Origin of the sequence: Prevotella marseillensis, assembly GCF_900625065.1 — a bacterium.
In the GTDB taxonomy this organism is placed as follows: Bacteria; Bacteroidota; Bacteroidia; order Bacteroidales; family Bacteroidaceae; genus Prevotella; species Prevotella rara.
Window position 1 is genome coordinate 2,575,819 of sequence record NZ_UYXY01000001.1, and the last position, 20,066, is coordinate 2,595,884.

Consider the following 20,066-nt stretch of genomic DNA (forward strand, 5'->3'; position numbering starts at 1 on the left):
GCAAAGCAGGCATAATATGTTATGCAAACATAAGCAAAAAAAGCGACAAATGCCTTTGTTTTAATAAAAATCATTGATTATTCACAAATATTCCGTATATACAGACATTGTGACAGACGTAAATGTCGCTGTACATGACAGATAGGCCCCGTGTCAGGCCTCGGCAGGCCTCTCGGCAACACACTCTATCATCACCGGCAAGCAGCCGCCGGCTCCGTCGGCACATACAATGACGTGAGGCACATAAGGGAAAGCCATGGAGAGCAGACGGTCGACATCGGTATAGTCAGAAAAGTCACGAAGATAAGCCACAAAGCAACTTACGTGGTTCATCGTCAGGCCGTAGCGCTTAAGCCTTACGCCCATGTCGCCAAGAATCTGTCCGGTATACTGGCGCACATCGAGCTGACTCATGTCGGCATCAGTCGCAGAAGGAAGTACGAACGGCGGGATGTCAACACGCAACCCGCTGCCTAAATCTACGCCAAGGTCTATACAGCCATAGCCTGCGGCAGACTCATCTTTTGCCGAGCCTTCATCAGAGCAAGGAGGAACGACAGCCTTGGCATCGCCACCAAACGACAGATAGTCGAGAGCCACCACGGCTCCGTCGGCATGTGTTACGCCGCCAACAACCGTAACGGCCATACGCAATTTGCCGGCATCAATGCCATGACGCCCAAACACGTCGTCGCGTGCCTTCTCAACGGCATCAAGACAGCCGTCAGTATCAGCCACATAAAGCCACACGCGCAGGCAGCCAACTCCTGAAGCGTCATCGGCAAGATTAGCCGAACCGACAAACTTTTCGAACAGAGCCACAGCCTGCCCATAGGCATCCTTACCGGCCAGGTCGGTCCCGCAGAGCCTTAAGCTGCAAAACGAAGAAGCCGACGAAGCATCTGACGTGCATACAAGAAGCGAAACCTTCGACCCGTCAAGCGGAGCCTGCCCTACCACGGAACACGGCACATGCGAAAGATAGTCGTGCCACAGCTGCGACTCGAGCAGAGCGGCATATTGGTTGCGGATGTCGCTAAGAAACACCTTAACATAAACGATATGGCGGTTTTCAAGATTCTCCATATCAACATAATCGCCCGTCTTCATGTAGAGATGGCACAGCCGCTCCCAGAAATTTCCCCTGGCAACGGCCGACAGAACAGCATATTTTTCCATAAGCAGATATTCTTTTTAGGCGCAAAAATAATGCTTTAAAATTTAAAGCATACGCAAAAACAGCTTTTTTATCACAAAATTGACATCAAAGACATAATATTTCATTCACACCGGTCAACATCTGCGCATCAAAATATCAGCGTAAGCAAAGGTATGGTGACAACGGAAAGAATGGTAGTGATCAGCGTGCCCTCAACCATCTCGCTCTCATCGCGCCCGTATCTCAGGCAAAACATAGTGCCATAAGAGGCCACCGGCATGCCAATAAGCACGGTGTTGATGCGGTTAATTGTCTCGTCTACTCCGCAAAAGCGCAACAGAAAATATATGGCTACGGGGATTATCAAGAGGCGGAAGGCCGACATGACATAGACCGACCTAGTGCCAAGTATATGGCGTGTATCCATCTGGGCCATCGAAGAACCGATAACAAGCAACGCTCCCGGAACGGTGATGCCTCCCAAAAGATGAAACGGCTCAGACACCACCCTCGGTATGGAATCAAGCCCAAGGGCCACTATAACTATCGAAACATAAGACGCCACCATTGGCGGACAATACAGCGTGCGGACATTAAACTTGTGTCCGTCTGTGCTTCCAAGGACAAACGACAGACCGACAATAAAGATGAAAAGTGTGTTGGGTATGTTGAGCAGACTGGCATAGAATACGGCCTGGCTGCCAAAGATTGATGCCACAACGGGATAGCCGATAAAACCAACGTTTGCAAACATAAGCATAAAACTATACATTCCGCGATAGTCGGCTTTGCGGACAAAATAGCGTGGAAGGAAATAGGCTATCAAAAACAGCAGTACATATGTAATCATGCCTACGCCGAGCAATGGCAATATCATGCCCCGGTCGGGAAAAACGTCGCCCATCACTGACGATATGATAAGACAGGGACACGACACGTTGATAATAAAACCTGACAACTTACGGTCGAAATCGCCGCCCATAAGTCCGCATCTGTTTGAAACAAATCCCGCCACTACAAGCAGCAGGAGTATGATCATCTGTATAACAATGTTATCCATTTTTATTTTTAATATATCCTTTTACTCAGTAAAATGAGTATTAATATATAAATGCCTGAACTATTTTCGGTTGTAGCCATAAAGAATGCAGACCCGACTTGTCATCATCGGCCTGCATTCTCCGTTAGCAAATATGATTTAAAATGTTGAATTCTATAATGACTCGAGCATTCGCTTGATTACCACAGAAGCTGAAATCTCGCGATTGGCAGCTTCTGGAATGACGAGCGAATTAGGACTTTCTATCACATCGTCTGTTACGATAAGACCGCGGCGTACGGGCAGACAGTGCATAAACTTGCCGTTATCTGTAACAGCCATGTGTGCCGCGTCTATTGTCCACGACATGTCCTTGCTCAATATCTTGCCGTAGTCAGACGGACTGGTCACGCCGGGACAGCTCCAGTTTTTGGCATAAACGAAGTCGGCTCCTTCAAGAGCTTTCATCTGGTCGTACTCAACACGGGCATTGCCAACAAACTTCGGATCGAGCTCATAACCCTCGGGATGAGTGACAACAAAGTCTACGTCGGCAGCGTTCATCCACTGCGCAAACGAGTTTGGAACGGCCTGCGGCAATGCACGGCAATGGGGTGCCCATGACAGGACAACCTTCGGACGGGCTTTTGTCTTGTGCTCCTCAATGGTTATTAGGTCGGCAAAAGCCTGAAGAGGATGCACCGTTGCCGTTTCCATGGCAAACACAGGACGGCCGCTGTACTTGATAAACTGATGGAGCACGGTTTCGGCATAATCATACTCGCGGTCGGTCAGGCCTGCAAACGAGCGCACACCGATAAGGTCGCAATAGCAGCCCATCACCGGAATGGCTTCGAGCAGGTGCTCGCTCTTGTCGCCGTCCATTATTACTCCGCGCTCTGTCTCCAGTTTCCACGCACCGGCATTTACGTCGAGCACTATCACGTTCATGCCAAGATTCATGGCAGCCTTCTGCGTGCTGAGTCGTGTGCGCAGACTGTTGTTGAAGAAAATCATCATCAGCGTCTTGTTCTTGCCAAGATGCTGATACTTAAAGCGGTCGTTCTTTATTTCTTGTGCTTCGGCAAGTGCCTGCTGCAGATTGCCGATATCTTCTACGTTTATAAATGTATTCATATCTTTTTATTAAAAATTTCCCTAATACCTGAAAGTTCATAAAAACGTCTGACTTTCCGTCAGACAGTGTAGCAGATTTACAGCCCTGTATTCTGCAAAGTGCGACAGGAGGCCTGCGCATCACGCATGGCAGATGCCGTATCGTCTTACACCTGCTCAACAAATCAGAGTTTGCAGTCTTAATAAAATTCAACATTTACAGCCTCATCGCCCACAAAGAGCAAACCGGCTGCATACTCACAAGGCTAAGCGCCAAGTGCCTTTCGGCTAATCCCGACAGAGGCTTTGGCATAGCTGCCACCATGAGCATTTCTTATCTTCACCTTTGCACAGGCTCCAAATATAACTTGCCAAAAGTAACAATTAAATTTGAAAAATAAGAAACTTAAATAGCGAAATATTCTACAATCCGTAAATTACGGATAAAACTTGCATTATAATTTATCTAATATACAGGTTTCACTGTTATCAGAAATTCATTTTGAAGTTTCAGTCTTATTTCGACATTCCGGCTTTCAGCCCGCGTATCACAGAACTCGTAAATCCGGCATGCTCCATTTCGTTAAGTCCGCGTATCGTCATGCCTCCGGGCGTAGTAACTTTGTCTATCTCAACTTCAGGATGACTGCCATTGGCCTGCAACAAGTCTACGGCTCCCTTCATCGTCTGCATCACTATCCGCTGCGCGTCATGCGCCTTGAATCCGAGTTCAACGCCGCCTTCTGTCGAAGCCCTGACATACCTCATTGCATAGGCTATGCCGCACGATGCAAGCGTAGTGGCAGCTCCGAGCAGCCGTTCCTCCGTAACCATCTGCAATCCGGTTGAGTCAAACAGGGCTGCCATTGCAGCCGTGGCTTCTTCATCTGCATTAACCGGAACGATAAACGTCATCGAACTTTTCACGGCAATGGCTATGTTGGGTATCACTATGAACAGCCGGGGCAGCTTTCCGTCTGTTCCGCCAAGCCATTCCTTAAGCAGGCTACCGCTTACGCCGGCCATAACCGACACAATGGTCTGCCGACTGTAATCAACAGCCGGCCGTATTTCGCATATAACCTGTTCTGCCAGCCATGGCTTCACAACGACAAACACCACATCGCCTGCAGCTGCCGCTGCTTTGTTGTCTGTAGTAACATTAACTCCGAGACTTTTAAAGCGCTCTAGCGTCGCTTCATGAGGAGCCGAAACAGTGATGTCGGCTGCCGCCAACATCCCGCACTTGACAAAGCCTTCCACCATGGCTCCACCCATGGCACCGGCACCAATAACCGATATTTTCATAATCTGCAATATTATTTATAAGTCTGTCAGCCCTGTTATGCCTGTCGCAGCAAACCGACTGCCGTCCGGGCAAAGACATATTTATATTATAAAGACACCCACTCCACCGGCTTCAGCATTTTAATTATCATGCTTAAAGCACAAGCCATGCCCCCGTAATGATACAACGGGCATACAAATATACATAATTGTTGTGCCTTTCTGTCCAAATATCCAACTTTAATAAAGTTTCAAAAACCAAAAGAGGCCAACATGCTGTCTCCAACCTGTTGACCTCTTTTGGTCGGGATTACTGGACTCGAACCAGCGACCCCTACGTCCCGAACGTAGTGCGCTACCAACTGCGCTAAATCCCGATGCCTTAAAAGCGAGTGCAAAGGTAAAGCATTTTTTTGAAACTCGTGCATTTTTTTCAAAAAAAATGCTCAAAAATTTGTATGATTAACAAAAAAGGCATATCTTTGCACCCGCAATCAAGCAATAACGATGGTGCCATAGCTCAGTTGGTAGAGCAAAGGACTGAAAATCCTTGTGTCCCCGGTTCGATTCCTGGTGGTACCACTCTCAACAAACAGAATCCTGATTTCGTTTCGAAATCAGGATTTTTTGTTTTCATTAAACACACAAAAAGCGGCAATAACAAATACATAAACCCATGCCAGGCAATGTAAATATCCAATGAAAGACTAACAAAATACATTGCACAACAACAGATACAAATTATATTTTACATAACTAAATCATTAAAATCATCGTTCTTTGCGGACAATAAGCCGCAAAATATGCGGTTAATTGTCCGCAAAACTGTATATTTGCAAAAAACAATTCTGCCTATGTATATATATGAACATAAAGAATGGCCCCACTTTTCGTGGAACAAAGAACGTGTTGGCGAGGAACTAAACAAAGTTCACAAGGCTGTGGGCTATCTGATGGGGCGTCTTAGCCTAATAGGCTTTAACGACAAGATGTCTGCCGTGGTGGAATCAATCTCCCATGACATCATTGCATCATCAGAAATTGAAGGAGTAGATTTGAACAGCGAGCAGGTGCGCTCATCGGTAGCCCGCAAACTTGGAGTACAAATACAGAATTCTACAGAATCTTCCCGCTATATAGACGGAGTGGTTGAAATGGCACTTGATGCGACCGTTAATTTCAACAAGCCTTTAACCAACGAAAGACTCTTCGGCTGGCATAACTGCCTGTTCCCGACAGGCTGGAGCGGCCCTACAAAAATAGACGTGGCAAAATATCGAAGCGGAGAAATGAAAGTTATATCAGGAATGTTCGGCCGTGAAAAGGTGCATTATATTGCACCTGCTCCTGAAAAAATAAGCGATGAGATGAATTTGTTTCTTGAATGGTTCAATTCAGATACCCATAACGGCTATGTAAAATCGGCAATAGCCCATTTATGGTTTGTATGCATCCATCCCTTCGATGACGGAAACGGACGAATCGGGCGAGCCATCGCCGATATGGCACTTTCACAGGCAGAAGACTCAAAAATGCGTTTTTTCAGTATATCGCATCAAATCAACAAAGACAAAAAACAATATTATGACATACTGGAGGAAACACAAAAAGGAAATTGTGACATTACAGAATGGATTGTCTGGTATCTTGACTGCCTGCTTCGTTCTGTCGAGCAATCTGATGAAACGTTGTCAAAAGTCCTAAATAAGGCAATATTCTGGCAAAACCATGCCGAAACCATTCTGTCTGAAAGACAACGTGAAGTTCTTAATATGTATTTAGACGGTTACCCTGGTAAACTGACAACCAAGAACTGGGCAAAGCGTGTAAAGGTATCGCCTGATACAGCAGCGCGCGATATTAAAGATTTGATAGAGAAAGGCATTCTGATTCCACAGCATGGCCGTGTTCGCGACGTATTTTATGGAATACGGTGCAGCGACTCTATACTTGTCATCCCTATGCCTGAAGATTTATGATTATTATTTATCCTGCATTTTAACAAAATACACAAAACATGGCAAAAATTCTAAGTGTTGACAATCTGCTAAAAATGCCTCTGGTTATTCCTAATTATCAAAGGCCATATAAGTGGACAACGCAAAACATTGACGCATTATTGAATGATATTTCAGATGCAATAAACGATTACCAAAAATACAATTTTAAATTTATAGTCAAAAGTAAGTGAAATGCGAAAAATCATTCAAAAAATAGTATCTTTGCACTATGGAAATTCAGTTGTCGACATCAGAAATGGAAGTTTTGCGTAAACTTCAACGGAATTTAGCCGGAAGTTCCGACTATGCCCGTGTGACTTGCATTCTGATGTTGGGCATGGGTAATACGCCCTCTTTCGTGTCCTCATGTCTTGGAATAGACGTTTCCACTGTATACCGTTATCGTTCCGCTTATTTACATGGTGGTGCTGATGAACTTCTGGAAAACCGTTACAAGGGTTATTGGGGGCTTCTTGACAGCCGTCAGCTGGCAGCCTTGTGCAAGGAACTACGCGAGCACATATATACGGATGCCAAAGGTGTGGCGGCCTGGATAAAGTCCGCATTCGGCGTTGAATACACTCCCCAGGGGGTTGCAGACTTGCTGAACCGCATCGGATTTACCTATAAGAAGACATCGGAAGTCCCTTGTGAGGCTGATGCCTCAAGGCAGGCGGCCTTTGCCGGGAAACTTTCAGAAATTCTTTCCGGTATGCCGGAAGATGCGGTGGTTTATTATGCGGACGGTGTCCATCCGACCCACAACAGCCGTTCCACTTATGCGTGGATAGAGAAAGGCGAGAGACTTGAACAGCCGACCGTCAGCGGTCGTGACAGGGTGAACATCAACGGGTTGCTTAATGCATATGACGTGACAGATGTGATAGCGCATGACTGTGAGAGCGTCAATGCCGAATCCACCCGGGATGTTTATCAGTCAGCCTTGGAAAGGCATCCCGAAGCTTCCGTCATCTATATCATCTCCGACAATGCCCGCTATTATCACAACAAAAAGCTCAAGGAATGGGTAAACGGGACGAAAATCAAACAGATATTCCTGCCGCCTTACTCGCCGAACCTCAATTTGATTGAAAGGCTTTGGAAGTTCCTCAGGAAGAAGGTCATTAACACCGGATTCTACAGGACAAAAGAGAAATTCAGACAGGCCATCAAGGATTTCTTCGACAATATCGGAAACTATAAAGAAGAGTTGGAGTCACTTCTAACTCTCAAATTTCGTTTGTGTAATTCGCAAACCATTTCTTTTTAACTATAAATATCGAGTTGGAACTATAATCTTACACGATAAATCAAACGAATTAAGCTACGACATAGTTGACGGACAGCAAAGAATAATATCTTTGTCCTTAATAAGAAAATGTATTGATAGCAATTTTTCATGCGACATATTCAATATTTCATTTGCCAATAAATCTTCTCAGATAAATATTCACAACAATTTTGAATATATAAAAGAATGGTTCTCTTTAAAAGAAAAGAAGGTTAAAGACAACTTTATCAATGCATTTAGAAATATACTGGAAGTTGTTGTCATCAGTGTAACCAAAGTTTCTGAGGCATTTCAATTATTCGACTCGCAAAACACCAGAGGCAAAGCTCTCGATCCACATGACTTACTTAAAGCGTTCCATTTAAGAGAAATGAAAAAGTATCCATACGAAATGGAAGCAGCCGTAACAAAATGGGAAGCTAAAGATACCAAGAAAATAGGAGAACTGTTTGCCAACTATCTGTTTCCTATATGGAATTGGTCAAGAGGAAGAAAGACGACAACGTTCACGACAAAAGAAATTGACATATATAAGGGTGTTCCGGAATTTTCGGATTACACTTATGCAAAACGTGTAAATAAGGCAACACCATATTTTCAGATTACTGAACCTTTTGTAGCCGGCAATGATTTCTTTGAAATGGTGGACCACTATTTACAATTATTGAGCAATATACAGACGGAAATATGTGTCAATAAGGATTTCAAGGAAATATATAAAATCATCACCATAACAAAAAATCCAGATGCAGATGACAAAGAAAAAGAGTTCATCCAAGTAAAAAAAGACAGTATCGGTTTTAGGCATACACGCAACTTATTCTTTTGCGCCTTGTTGTGTTATTATGACAGGTTTCATAATTTTGATACAATGGCTGTAAAAAAGTTATGCCGTTGGGCATTTGCGTTAAGGCTTGATATGGTATCGTTGGGATTTGACAGCATCAACAAATACGCCATAGGAGATATGAACAATGCACGCTATACAAACAGCATACCTATGTTTTCACAAATCTGCTATGCAAGGAAACATACTGAAATATCTGGATTGCAAATAAAAATTAATGATGTTCCTAATGATGAAAAATGGGAACCATTATATAACATTCTAAAGACTTTATAATATGAAAGATCAGGTTAAGGAATTAAAAGTTCTTGATTTAAAGAACAATACAAATATATTCGATGGCGAATTACAATTCATAATTCCACTTTATCAAAGAGCCTATGCATGGGAAGACAAACAACTTGTACAGTTACTTGAAGACGTCAATGATATTGAAGAAGGAGAAAAATACTATATTGGTTCACTTATTGTCTCCAATACCGGCGAAAAGCTCGAAGTAATCGACGGCCAACAAAGACTGACATCATTATATCTTTTATTAAATTGTCTTGGCATTAATACAAAACACTCTTTATCATTTGCATGCCGTAAGAAATCAAATTACACATTAGAACATATTCATGAAGTGATTAATGAAACTGATGGTGATTTGGAAGGTGAAATGTTGCAAGACAATATAAAAACCGGCATAAAAATTTTAAAAGAGAATATAGGAAGAGAGGATTTTGATAAAAATAAATTTATAGAAAAACTGTCACGTGTTATTCTTTATCAAATAGAAGTACCTGAAAACACTGACATGAACCGCTATTTCGAAATAATGAACACACGAGGCGAACAGCTCGAACAGCATGATATTCTAAAGGCAAAACTTATAGACTATTTGGGAGATAACGCAGAAATGGAAAAAGAAATGTTCTCCATAATTTGGGATGCATGCAGCGATATGGACGGATATGTACAAATGCACTTTATAAGCAAGAATAATGTTGTACGTAAAGAATTGTTTGGAGACAGTTGGAACGATATTCCTATTGACACGCTCCGTAATTACAGCATGAGGATTATTCCGCAATTAGGGAAGAAACAGAACAGTCAAGCACATAAGATATCAGAAATTATTGACCAAGACTTCAAAACAGAGGAAGAAGAAGGATATAATGAAAATGATGAAAGAGTGCGTTTTGAGAGCATAATCAGCTTTCCTTATTTTCTGCTACATGCATTAAAGGTCTTTATTTGGAAAAAAGAAATAACGCACCAAAATCTAAATAAAAAGATTATAGATGATTTATTAGACGACAAAAAGCTCATAACCAGTTTTAATAATGTAATTGAAAATGGAATACAGAAAGGCCAACCGATAAAGAACGACAGGAAAAAATTTGTCCGTGACTTTACTATTTGTCTTTTACAAACAAGAGTATTGTTTGACGAGTATATCATTAAACGTGAATACGCAAATAATAGTAATGACGGTGAATGGAGTCTGAAAACTCTTTATGTATCAGGGCAAGGCTCACAAAAGAAACCATATTTTAAAAATTCTACATTCACAAGAGTTGGCGAATGGGATAAAACGAACAGAAACAGATGCAAAACAAATATCATGCTGGAGTCGGCTTTGCGTGTGTCATATACCTCACCTAAAGTTATGCACTGGATTACATCATTACTCTCTTGGTTGACAGAAGTATGTCTTAACAAAGACGGAAAAATTAATGAACACATTGCAGCATATAGCGAAATAATTGAACAGGAAGCTATTGATGAAGTTAAAAACTTCTTCAAAATAGACAACTGTCTGAATTTAGGGGTAAACACTCCTCATATAATATTGAACTATCTGGATTACTTAATTTGGGAAAGAGATAAAAATTCAGACAGAAAATATGAGGACTTTACATTTGAATTCAGAAACTCTGTTGAACACTGGTATCCGCAGAATCCTTCAAAAGGAACATTTGACGAATGGGACCAAGTGGACAGATTTGGCAATCTGTGCCTTTTACAAAGAAATATCAACTCACAATTTTCTAATATTGCCCCTGAAGCGAAAAAGTCTAATTATAAACCTCAAATAGAAAAAGGAAGTCTCAAATTAAGAGTAATGGCCGAAAGAACATCGACACAACAAAATTGGAAAGACTTTGAATGTGCAGAATTAGAGGAAGAAATGGTTGAATTGCTAAAAAGTAAAATAACGGAACAAGAATAACATCATTAATAAAATATAGCTAAAAGACTTTCACTATATAAAAATTCGAGATAGTACACACAATCTTTAAATTAACTATCTCGAATTTTTTATATCTGTTCATGATGATTATTACGAACCAACTTTCCAGTAAATAATCATGACAAAATATTTTCTCAATCTAGAAAATTAAATTATAACGAAAGTTAAAACAACAGCCTTTACGCAATAGGTATATTAACTTATATTTACTTTTACCTCATAAAACCAAGCTAAAATAATCGTTTTTTACTGCTAAAACGGTTGCTTTTGATGCGAAAAGTGATGGGTAACGCATCGTAAATGGGCCACTTTTGAGTGGTAAACGGCAGAGTAATGTTTTTTAACTATTGATATTTAAGATGTATTTTACGTAAATATCTGTAGGACAACAACTTAACAGAAATGGGCAAAATATGGCGATTTTCAAGGCAAAAAGTGGATTGAGGACGGACATCGCCATTCTGAGAGCGTCAAACGGACGGAAAATGTCATAAATATTTACAAACTCCGTTTGCTTTATTTATCAAAAACACCAAACGCAGAACATGACAGGAGATGTATTTTTCGACGTTACCAAGCCACAATATTTCATTAAGCTATAGATGGTTTTATCTATTTCTATTCATGCCGCCGGTCGTCTTTTTGTTTCATTTTGTCGCCGTCTTATGTCTCACGTTGTTTGTTCCATATATCACATATTATCTACCAAACTTCTGTTTGCTTTCATTTTCGAGTTAATTTTAATTAAAGTATTTCATTTTGCAACCATACATAACGATTCTTTTACTATATTTATAATCTAAACATTTCATCAGGCCAACTTTCGTAAGGTTAAAGGGGGATCAGCCTTGCGGGCGTTCAGGCGTTATTTTCAAGTGAGCCCCAACATTATTATTATGAGGAAGATATCTACGTTTTTACTTTTCCTTATGCTGTCGGTTGTTTCTGCACATGCAGACGCAATCTATACAACAGCATTTGAGACGGTTGACGAGTTCAACGCATGGACCGTGGTTGATGCCAACAGCGACGGCGCCACATGGCTCTTCAACGAAGAAGGCACCCCGTCGAAAGTGGCCTATAAGTACGACTACTTCAACAACGGCGACGACTGGCTGATTTCGCCTGCCATAACGCCAAGCGAGACCGGCACGCTGATAGTGAAATACACATTCAGCGGAAGCATGTATGGCGAGAGCATGGAGGTGTACTCGGGCAAGGGCGGAACCGTGGAAGACATGACCAGCAAGGAGGCTACATACGACAATATAAAGAAAGACGAGCAGTCGGGCTATTTTCTCGTTGACGCCAAGGCCGGCGAGCCTTTCCACATAGCGTTCCGCGCCACATCTACGGCTTACAAGGACTATCTTTATCTCTGTTCGGTTACAGTTGAGCCGATTGCCAACCCGACAGACATAAAAGTTGCGGAGATACTGAGCCCTGCTACGGGCTACGGCCTCGGACAGGAGACTGTAAAGGTGGCGATAAAGAACAGCGGACGCACTAACCTGAGCGGGTTTGACGTAGCGTTTGCAGTTGACGGCAAGGAGATTGCCAACGAGACTGTAAGCGAGCCGCTCGCAGCCGGCGAGACACTTGAATATACGTTCAAGACCAAAGCCGACCTCTCTGCCCCGCTGACCACATACGAAATAAAGGCATGGGCCACTCATTCCGACGACTTCGACCACACGAACGACACATGCTACACCTCTGTAAGGCACAAAGCACCGATGAATGCTCCTTACACAATGGGCTTCGAGGCTTCGGAGAACACGCAGGACTTCACCTTCTACAACCTCAACAACGACGAGGGCACATGGGACGTAAGCATCGAATCAGGTTTCTTCAACATGGCGCACACAGGCAACGGCTGTCTGGCTTACGGCTATGACTCAAACAACAGCGGCGACGACTGGGCCATGCTTGACCCGATAAACGTTGAACCGGGCTATTACGTGCTGAAGTTCTGGTATTCAAACCTCGACTCTTATCCCGAAAAGATGGCCGTATACTGGGGCAACGAGGCCAAGCCTGAGGCCATGACCAACAAGATTGTGGAGTTCAACCCCATTCTGAACAACAAATACGAGGAGTCTGTCAACGTTGTTCATATCGACAAGGCACAGACCATCTATTTAGGCTTCTATGCGTTCAGCGACAAGAACCAGAACCTCATTCTCGTTGACGACGTTTCGTTCGAGAAGGTTGAAAGCAACCTCAACGACCTTGCCGTTTCTGACCTGCAGAGTCCTTACGACTTTGTGCGCGAGAGTAACCTCAAGGACGTGATATTCAACCTGGCCAACAGCGGCGTGGCTGACCTTGACGCCAAAGTAACAATTAGCATCGACGACGTGGCCGTTAAAGACAGCACCATCGCCATGAAGGCTCAGAGCGCCACAACCGTTACGTTCAGCGGCCTGCTGGCAGACATGAGCGACGGCAGCCACAAGCTGAAGGTGGAAGTTGCGAACGACAACGACGAGAACGCCGACAACAACGTGCTGACAAAAGACTTCACCGCGGTAAGCAAGCCAGTGAAATTCTGGGACTTTGAGGACGGCAAACTTCCATCTGACTTCACATTCCGCGCCGAGGACAACGGCACCGTAGACCCGTCAGCCGGCGACGAGTTTAACGCAGATGGATGGGGCCTGTTCAACATCGTAGCGCATAACGTGTTCGGCGAATATATGCTGGCAGGAACATCATGGCTCGAAGGCACCGACCAGGCCGACCGCTGGCTCATAATGCCGAAGGTAAGCATCAAAGGCAAAGACAGCTATCTCGTGTGGGACGCAAACTCTTTCAATCAGCAGTTCCTTGAGGACTATCAGATAATGGTGTCTGCCACCGAAGACAACAGCGCAGCATACACAGAAGTGCTCAACGTTGAGGGCGAGACAGCAGAACCGAAGACACGAGGAATAAGTCTGGCCGACTATGACGGCAAGGACATCTATATAGCAATACGCCTCAGAACCAAAGGCGGCGACTGCCTGCTGCTCGACAACATAGGCATATACACCGGCTCTACAGGAACAGGCGTAACAGCCGTTACAGGCGAGGGCGAAGGCATAATGATATCGGGCAACGAACTGCGGGCCGCCGAAGGCACAAAGAGCATAGCTATCAGCGACACGGCAGGCCGCACCACACTGACTGCCGAAGGCAACGTTGTCAGCCTGTCATCGCTTCCGGCAGGAATATACATTGCCACTGTAAAATCTGCCGACGGCAACGTCAGGGGATATAAGTTTGTGAAGAAGTAAAGACGCCGCATCATGGCAGACCATATTACGGCCGGGGGAAATTTTCTCCGGCCGTTCTTATTTTTATAAACACAAGCCGGCATCGGCAGACGAGCATGGGAAAGACCTATCACAACAGGCTTTCAACATAGGCACGACGAAGCTATGATAACATCAAGCCCAAATCGACCGATTGAAGTTAAGACTATGTAATCCACAAGTTTCTGCCGGCATCAGCAGCCCGGCTTCAATCCAGCTTTTCAAAACAAATTTAAAAAAAAGTTCTTTTTTGATGTCACGTTTTTCCGCGTCATACGTTACCTTTATGAAACAATGATGAAACCGGAAGAATTTAACCGCATAATAATACCCATGCGCGACGAGCTGAAAGGGCTGGCACGCAAGCTTACGGGAGACGACTACAGCGCTGAGGACCTGGTGCAGGAGGTGATGCTCAAGCTCTGGAGCATGCGGGCTACGCTCGACCGGTATGAGAACAAAAGGGCACTGGCCATGACCATGCTGCGCAACAAATACAGCGACCAGTGGCACCACGACCGGCTGGAAGACGGAAAGGCCTCAGCAACAGGCCTGACAGCCGACGACTGGCACAGGGCCGAAGCCAAAGACGAGGCCGACCTGATAAGACTTATCGTTGAACATCTGCCCGAGCTGCAAAGACAGATATTCAAGATGAAAGAGATTGAGGGCTACGAAAGCTCTGAGATAATGAAAATCACGGGATGCACGGCCGAAAGCCTCCGGCAAAACCTGTCGAGGGCACGCCGCAAGATACGTGAGGACTTTATAAAACTTACGGCCATAAGGGCCAAGAGAAAAGATTTACTGACGCTTTGAACGATATTTATAGTGTGATGAAAAAGGAAGAATATATTAAGCAGCTGCTCGACAAATATCTCGACGGTGAGACCTCATCGGCTGAGGAAAGGGCTCTGCGCGGATATTTTACCAACAGGGACAACAACATTCCTGAGGAATGGATGCCATACAGGGCTTTGTTTGCCTACATTGCCGAAGAACGGGCCGACGCCGTCGAGACTGCCCCAACAGCCGACAGCAGCCTCAACAAAGCAAGGAAGACCGGCCGCCACGGATGGATATACACGGCCATTACGGCAGCGGCAGCCATACTTATTGCGGTGGTGATGATCGCGCTGCCGCGCCAGAGCGACAACTATGCCGTAATAGACGGAAAGGTGTACACCAACAAGAAGGTGGTTGAGGAAGAAGCCCTGAAGGCTCTCGAAATGGTATCATCTGACGAGGAAGACAACTTTGGCGCGCTCGAACTGATGCGCCAATGACACTCTCTTACGGCTGAACGCCTCATGCAGGCACATGAAAGACGATAATATAGACAACAATGTAAAAAACATTAACCCGAGATATGAAACAGCAATATTATAACCCGCAACTGCCGGCAACGCATGCTGACGCCATAGATGTTGTATGCGCGATAATGATAACGGCCATGACACGCCTTGCCGCGGCATGCAGGCTGCCGGTTAACACATACTTCGGCAACAGCGAGGCCACACGAAGCAACGCCAAAGGCACAAGCCGCGCACGGAGCGGCATTATGTGGCACGGACTATGCCGCATCTTGCTCATAGCCGCACTGGCCCTTACGGCTGCAACGCCAGCCATGGCGCAGGAGGGGCTTAACGTCAACAAGGTGTTTCAGCGGTTCGGACACGCCAAGGGCTGCAAGATGGTGGAGATGCACAACGCCAAGCTGAAGGGGTATGAGCTGAAGGTGTACAAGAGCCTTACCTACAAGAACATCGGAGCAAGCATAGAGCCTTATCTGAAGGCCGACAGAAAGAACGCCAAGAAGATACGCGAGGTGGTTGAGAACGGCCAGATAGTGAGCGGATACTACATAATGCCGCCAAAGAGCAAGGGCATCAACCGCTACATACTGTTCAGCAAGGTGAAGCCCAACCGGGGAACGGTGATATACATAGAGGGCGAACTCTCGCCCGACGACATAATGAAACTGTGTTACGCATAATCAAAGAAACAAACAATAAATATGACAAATATGAAAAAGACACTACTTCTGGCGGCGCTGCTGCCCCTGACGGGCATGGCCGCCGAAACCGGCGACACTACATTCGTGGTGAACAACAAGAAGATTGTTGTAAACGATTCAGCAGGAAGCACAAAAATATCTGTCTACGGCAGCGACGGCAAGAAGTTTAACCGCACATACGAGACTAACTTTGTTGACGGACAGGAGATTGAGCGCGTATATGTAACGTCGCCCTTCATTCCGCAAAGCCTCAACCGCAAGAAGAGCAAGCCCAGAAGCCACTATCCGCTGTTCTTCATGGGCTTCAGCCAGCTTGCCGGAAGCGTGATGGGCACGGGAGGCAACGCCGGCATGCACACACGCGACTCAAAGTCGTGGGAATATGGTTTCACGCTGACCAGTCTGGCCTTCAGAATAACCAATCCGCTGGCGCTTACATCGGCGTTTCAGATAGGTCAGGTGCATCATCACTTTCAGGACAACTACGTGCTGTCTACAACCGACGGCATAACCTCCATGAGGCAGATAGAGGGCGAGACGCTCAAGAAGAGCTACATAAGCTACACCTTTATCCGCATTCCGGTGATGTTAGAGTGGCAGAAGCGCACCGGCGGCGCTGATATGTTCGCGGCAATAGGTCCGTCTGTCGAACTGCGCTGGAACGACCACTCGCGCTACTTCATCGGAAAGAACAAGACCACCGAAACGGGCGACATAAACATGAATCCCGTAGGGCTCAACCTCGACATACGCGCCGGCTACGGCTGTCTGATGATCTATGCACGCACGGCTCTCACGCCGCTGCTCAAGACAAGCGTCGCACCCAAATGCTATCCCGTGTCGTTCGGACTGGGCATACGTATATAACACAAACAATAACCCTAAAACACATTAATGATGAAACTGCTATTCTTATTTACGGCACTCATACTTTCTGCAACAGCATACGCCGAGGAGGCCAACGACACTACGTTCAACGTGAAAGACAAGAAAATAGTTGTAGACGTGCAGGACAAGAAAACTATTGTAAAGGTGTACGACAAAAACGGCTATGAATTCACAAAGACGCGCGAAATGGAATATGTAGACGGACAGGAAGTGGAGCAAATATATGTCGGCTCACCTTTAGTTCCTACAGAAGTAATGCAGAACCTGAAATTCCGCCCTTACCTGCCGACAATATGGTATGGATACAATTTTATGGGCAATAAAAAATGCTCAGACAATGGTGACGGCATCTACAGCCGAAGAAGCAAATCGTTCGAAATAGGTATAACGCCGTGGTCGTTTGCCCTGCCATTCAATAAGAGCAACACGTTTGGACTAATAGGAGGCGTTCAACTAGCATGGGTACACATGTGTTTCGATAAGAACTACGCAGCAAGCATGCAGGGCGACATGCTTAACTTCACAAAACTTGATCAAAAAGCGTCAGGCAATAATATGAACTACGGAATACTGCGTATACCGGTCATGCTATCATACCAGCTCGATTATTCATCTTATTGCATCAACGTCGGATTCTCCGGCGAAATGCGCACAAATGGTTCATACCGTTTCTCACCTGCTGCAGGCAGCAGTGCGCCTAGTGTACCTGATGGTCTGAAGCTCAACCGTTTCGGCTTAAACTTCGATTTCTCTATGTGTATTGCAGGAATATATTTTGGAACGTCAATAGGTCTTACACCTGTATATAAAACCACAACGGGTGCAAAAGCATTCTACACATCCACACATATTGGTATCAATCTTGCAGAATTTATCAACTTATTCAAGGGATGCAAAAAGAAGAAATAACAAACATCAGATATGACGTAACAATATAAAACATTAAAGAGTTTTTCCGAAATACTACGAATCTAATTAAATAGGCTTATTACAGTACAATGCTTCATGTTCCGGCAGACATTAAAAAATCTGCCGGAATTTTATTTTGTCGCTATATATTCATACTGACTATCGGCACTTAACATCAATCATTAAGCATACGGCAACGCAAAAACAAATAACATACAATGGCGCATAAAGTCAACAGGCAATAGCGATAACACGGGCTATAGTCAACTAAAAACAGGTGTTAGCCTGCATAAAGTCAACCCAAAGCAGGAATATAAAGCGTAATTATTTTTCTTTAAAAACTCATCACTCGTCACATCAGCACATAACCTTCTGATTTACAAAACATTAGAGTGTGACGAGTTGAGATTCCAACTCGTCACGCAAGCCCTGCTGTCTCCGGCGGTGACGAGTTACAGGATCAACTCGTCACACCATAACATTCTGACAAACAGCACATTAAGCCATGATGTGACGAGTGACGAGTTTTTAACAAAAACTTTTTTGCTTATGCTCTTTGCCGCCATGTTACATGGCGCAAAAAGTATACTTTCATACTGCGAAACATACCTTTTCATAATGCAAAAGGCCACCTTTGAGCATGTAAAAAGCTATCTTTTGCAATGCCGTTGATGGCGTTTTGCGTAAAGCGGAATCTGTATTTACGGAAATTATGCAATAAAAAATCCCCTCAACTCACAACAACCGAAGAGCCAAGGGGATATTATCTCAAACAATGTTTATCAATATAACAGAATCAGTCCGGCAAAACCGCTGTAGCATATCATGCGTATCGGATTGATCTTGAAATGCCACGTGCCCACCATGGTTGCCACGAAGAGGAAACAGCTAATCCAGAACTGCCAGGGATTGACAGACGGGGCACTGAAGTTCTCGGGAGTCATAAGCAGCAGAGTGGCAGCGCCGAGCAGTCCGACAACGGCAGGACGAAGACCAGAGAATACGCTCTGAACTGTGGGCGTGTTCATATATTTCATGAACAGGCGCGATATCAGAATCATTAGTATTAGCGACGGCAACACCAGCGCAAAGGTGGCTGTTACGCTGCCGAGGATAGACATCCAGTAGCCGTAGCCGGCATTGTGGACGGCAGTATAGCCGCAGTAGGTGGCAGAGTTGATGCCGATAGGGCCCGGCGTCATCTGACTTATGGCCACGATGTCGGTAAACTCGCCCGTGGTGAGCCATCCGTGATTGTGCACCACCTCGCCCTGAATGAGCGAGAGCATGCCGTAGCCGCCGCCGAAGCCGAACAGACCTATCTGAAAGAACGTTATGAACAAATACAGGTAAATCATAAGAATATGCTCTTTATTTGGTTCGTCATTTTTTTAGATTAATGTCACTCCGTAGGCTTTATATACTTGCCGTAGACATAGCCGCCGATGCCGGCAATGAGGATAACAAGTATGGGCGAGACGCCGAGCAGCCATATAGCCAGCGCACCGGCAATGGGTATCCAGCAGTTAGTAAGAGTGATCTTGGCACTCTGTCCCAGCTTGAACGTAGGCACGGCTATGAGAGCCACAACAGCCGGACGTATGCCACGGAATATGGCCGCAACCACCTTGTTGTCCTCAAACTGATGGAAGAACATGGCTATGGCCAGAATGATAAGAAACGAGGGCAAGGCTGTGCCCAGACTGGTACACACGGCGCCCTTCACCTTCTTCATCTTGTAGCCTATAAACACGCTCACGTTGATGGCGAGCACGCCCGGACAGCTCTGGGCTATGGCTATGATGTCGAGAAAGTCTTCCTTGCTCACCCACTTCTTCTTGTCGACCACCTCCGACTCTATTATAGGAATCATGGCGTAGCCGCCTCCCAGGGTGAACAGGCCTATCTTGAAAAAAGTCTTGAAGCTCTCTAAATAAAAGTTGCTCATCCTTGTTTTAGTTGTTTAAAAACGAAAAGT

17 protein-coding genes and 2 tRNA genes are annotated in these 20,066 nt (G+C 44.9%); 12 read left to right on the plus strand and 7 right to left on the minus strand.

Annotated features, from left to right (window positions below):
• Positions 1 to 153: 153 nt before the first annotated feature.
• The 5 genes from EJL04_RS10430 to EJL04_RS10450 form a co-directional block, all read right to left on the minus strand.
• Complete coding sequence (locus EJL04_RS10430; protein WP_125104886.1) at positions 154 to 1,179, minus strand: hypothetical protein; 1,026 nt, start codon at positions 1,177 to 1,179, stop codon at positions 154 to 156.
• 128 nt (positions 1,180 to 1,307) lie between these two features.
• Positions 1,308 to 2,219 (minus strand): AEC family transporter, encoded by a 912-nt coding sequence (locus tag EJL04_RS10435; protein WP_125104887.1) that lies wholly within the window; start codon positions 2,217 to 2,219, stop codon positions 1,308 to 1,310.
• Positions 2,220 to 2,372: 153 nt separating this feature from the next.
• Positions 2,373 to 3,335: a Rossmann-fold NAD(P)-binding domain-containing protein gene (locus EJL04_RS10440; RefSeq protein WP_125104888.1), complete on the minus strand. Its 963-nt coding sequence runs from the start codon at positions 3,333 to 3,335 to the stop codon at positions 2,373 to 2,375.
• A 495-nt stretch (positions 3,336 to 3,830) separates the two neighbouring features.
• Positions 3,831 to 4,622 carry a pyrroline-5-carboxylate reductase family protein gene (locus tag EJL04_RS10445; protein WP_125104889.1) on the minus strand — a complete coding sequence of 264 codons (792 nt, stop codon included), beginning with the start codon at positions 4,620 to 4,622 and terminating at the stop codon, positions 3,831 to 3,833.
• 280 nt (positions 4,623 to 4,902) lie between these two features.
• Positions 4,903 to 4,978: transfer RNA gene (locus tag EJL04_RS10450), tRNA-Pro, on the minus strand.
• A gap of 132 nt (positions 4,979 to 5,110) precedes the next feature.
• Here EJL04_RS10450 and EJL04_RS10455 point away from each other — a divergent pair.
• The 12 genes from EJL04_RS10455 to EJL04_RS10510 all read left to right on the plus strand — a co-directional run bounded on the left by EJL04_RS10455 (position 5,111) and on the right by EJL04_RS10510 (position 18,088).
• Positions 5,111 to 5,183: transfer RNA gene (locus EJL04_RS10455), tRNA-Phe, on the plus strand.
• Positions 5,184 to 5,455: 272 nt separating this feature from the next.
• On the plus strand, positions 5,456 to 6,580 hold the full coding sequence (locus EJL04_RS10460) for a Fic family protein (protein ID WP_164511750.1): 1,125 nt from the start codon (positions 5,456 to 5,458) through the stop codon (positions 6,578 to 6,580).
• A gap of 38 nt (positions 6,581 to 6,618) precedes the next feature.
• Positions 6,619 to 6,792 (plus strand): GmrSD restriction endonuclease domain-containing protein, encoded by a 174-nt coding sequence (locus tag EJL04_RS10465; RefSeq protein WP_125104891.1) that lies wholly within the window; start codon positions 6,619 to 6,621, stop codon positions 6,790 to 6,792.
• 38 nt (positions 6,793 to 6,830) lie between these two features.
• Positions 6,831 to 7,871 carry an IS630 family transposase gene (locus EJL04_RS10470; RefSeq protein WP_125103825.1) on the plus strand — a complete coding sequence of 347 codons (1,041 nt, stop codon included), beginning with the start codon at positions 6,831 to 6,833 and terminating at the stop codon, positions 7,869 to 7,871.
• A complete protein-coding gene (locus EJL04_RS10475) occupies positions 7,849 to 9,015 on the plus strand; it encodes a DUF262 domain-containing protein (RefSeq protein ID WP_125104892.1) in 1,167 nt (388 codons plus the stop codon). Before EJL04_RS10470 ends, EJL04_RS10475 begins: the two co-directional genes overlap by 23 nt.
• Before the next feature lies 1 nt (position 9,016).
• Entirely contained in the window at positions 9,017 to 10,957 is a 1,941-nt protein-coding gene (locus EJL04_RS10480) for a GmrSD restriction endonuclease domain-containing protein (RefSeq protein WP_125104893.1), read from the plus strand.
• Between the two features lie 917 nt (positions 10,958 to 11,874).
• Entirely contained in the window at positions 11,875 to 14,256 is a 2,382-nt protein-coding gene (locus EJL04_RS10485; RefSeq protein WP_125104894.1) for a T9SS-dependent choice-of-anchor J family protein, read from the plus strand.
• Positions 14,257 to 14,568: 312 nt separating this feature from the next.
• On the plus strand, positions 14,569 to 15,093 hold the full coding sequence (locus tag EJL04_RS10490; protein WP_125104895.1) for an RNA polymerase sigma factor: 525 nt from the start codon (positions 14,569 to 14,571) through the stop codon (positions 15,091 to 15,093).
• A gap of 17 nt (positions 15,094 to 15,110) precedes the next feature.
• On the plus strand, positions 15,111 to 15,560 hold the full coding sequence (locus EJL04_RS10495) for a hypothetical protein (RefSeq protein ID WP_125104896.1): 450 nt from the start codon (positions 15,111 to 15,113) through the stop codon (positions 15,558 to 15,560).
• Between the two features lie 83 nt (positions 15,561 to 15,643).
• Positions 15,644 to 16,270 (plus strand): DUF6108 family protein, encoded by a 627-nt coding sequence (locus EJL04_RS10500; RefSeq protein ID WP_241209983.1) that lies wholly within the window; start codon positions 15,644 to 15,646, stop codon positions 16,268 to 16,270.
• A 30-nt stretch (positions 16,271 to 16,300) separates the two neighbouring features.
• Positions 16,301 to 17,158 (plus strand): hypothetical protein, encoded by an 858-nt coding sequence (locus tag EJL04_RS10505; protein ID WP_053398795.1) that lies wholly within the window; start codon positions 16,301 to 16,303, stop codon positions 17,156 to 17,158.
• 27 nt (positions 17,159 to 17,185) lie between these two features.
• Entirely contained in the window at positions 17,186 to 18,088 is a 903-nt protein-coding gene (locus tag EJL04_RS10510; RefSeq protein ID WP_125104897.1) for a hypothetical protein, read from the plus strand.
• Positions 18,089 to 18,870: 782 nt separating this feature from the next.
• Here the strand turns inward: EJL04_RS10510 and EJL04_RS10515 are convergent.
• Positions 18,871 to 19,446 carry a chromate transporter gene (locus EJL04_RS10515; protein WP_021855401.1) on the minus strand — a complete coding sequence of 192 codons (576 nt, stop codon included), beginning with the start codon at positions 19,444 to 19,446 and terminating at the stop codon, positions 18,871 to 18,873.
• A 44-nt stretch (positions 19,447 to 19,490) separates the two neighbouring features.
• Positions 19,491 to 20,036 carry a chromate transporter gene (locus tag EJL04_RS10520; RefSeq protein WP_021855400.1) on the minus strand — a complete coding sequence of 182 codons (546 nt, stop codon included), beginning with the start codon at positions 20,034 to 20,036 and terminating at the stop codon, positions 19,491 to 19,493.
• Between the last annotated feature and the right edge of the window lie 30 nt (positions 20,037 to 20,066).

Excerpts from the sequence above, each read along its gene's own strand:
- EJL04_RS10430 (WP_125104886.1), bottom strand. The coding sequence starts at position 1,179 with ATGGAAAAATATGCTGTTCTGTCGGCCGTTGCCAGGGGAAATTTCTGG.
- EJL04_RS10435 (WP_125104887.1), bottom strand. The coding sequence starts at position 2,219 with ATGGATAACATTGTTATACAGATGATCATACTCCTGCTGCTTGTAGTG.
- EJL04_RS10440 (WP_125104888.1), bottom strand. The coding sequence starts at position 3,335 with ATGAATACATTTATAAACGTAGAAGATATCGGCAATCTGCAGCAGGCA.
- EJL04_RS10445 (WP_125104889.1), bottom strand. The coding sequence starts at position 4,622 with ATGAAAATATCGGTTATTGGTGCCGGTGCCATGGGTGGAGCCATGGTG.
- EJL04_RS10460 (WP_164511750.1), top strand. The coding sequence starts at position 5,456 with ATGTATATATATGAACATAAAGAATGGCCCCACTTTTCGTGGAACAAA.
- EJL04_RS10465 (WP_125104891.1), top strand. The coding sequence starts at position 6,619 with ATGGCAAAAATTCTAAGTGTTGACAATCTGCTAAAAATGCCTCTGGTT.
- EJL04_RS10470 (WP_125103825.1), top strand. The coding sequence starts at position 6,831 with ATGGAAATTCAGTTGTCGACATCAGAAATGGAAGTTTTGCGTAAACTT.
- EJL04_RS10480 (WP_125104893.1), top strand. The coding sequence starts at position 9,017 with ATGAAAGATCAGGTTAAGGAATTAAAAGTTCTTGATTTAAAGAACAAT.
- EJL04_RS10485 (WP_125104894.1), top strand. The coding sequence starts at position 11,875 with ATGAGGAAGATATCTACGTTTTTACTTTTCCTTATGCTGTCGGTTGTT.
- EJL04_RS10490 (WP_125104895.1), top strand. The coding sequence starts at position 14,569 with ATGATGAAACCGGAAGAATTTAACCGCATAATAATACCCATGCGCGAC.
- EJL04_RS10495 (WP_125104896.1), top strand. The coding sequence starts at position 15,111 with ATGAAAAAGGAAGAATATATTAAGCAGCTGCTCGACAAATATCTCGAC.
- EJL04_RS10500 (WP_241209983.1), top strand. The coding sequence starts at position 15,644 with ATGAAACAGCAATATTATAACCCGCAACTGCCGGCAACGCATGCTGAC.
- EJL04_RS10505 (WP_053398795.1), top strand. The coding sequence starts at position 16,301 with ATGAAAAAGACACTACTTCTGGCGGCGCTGCTGCCCCTGACGGGCATG.
- EJL04_RS10510 (WP_125104897.1), top strand. The coding sequence starts at position 17,186 with ATGATGAAACTGCTATTCTTATTTACGGCACTCATACTTTCTGCAACA.
- EJL04_RS10515 (WP_021855401.1), bottom strand. The coding sequence starts at position 19,446 with ATGATTTACCTGTATTTGTTCATAACGTTCTTTCAGATAGGTCTGTTC.
- EJL04_RS10520 (WP_021855400.1), bottom strand. The coding sequence starts at position 20,036 with ATGAGCAACTTTTATTTAGAGAGCTTCAAGACTTTTTTCAAGATAGGC.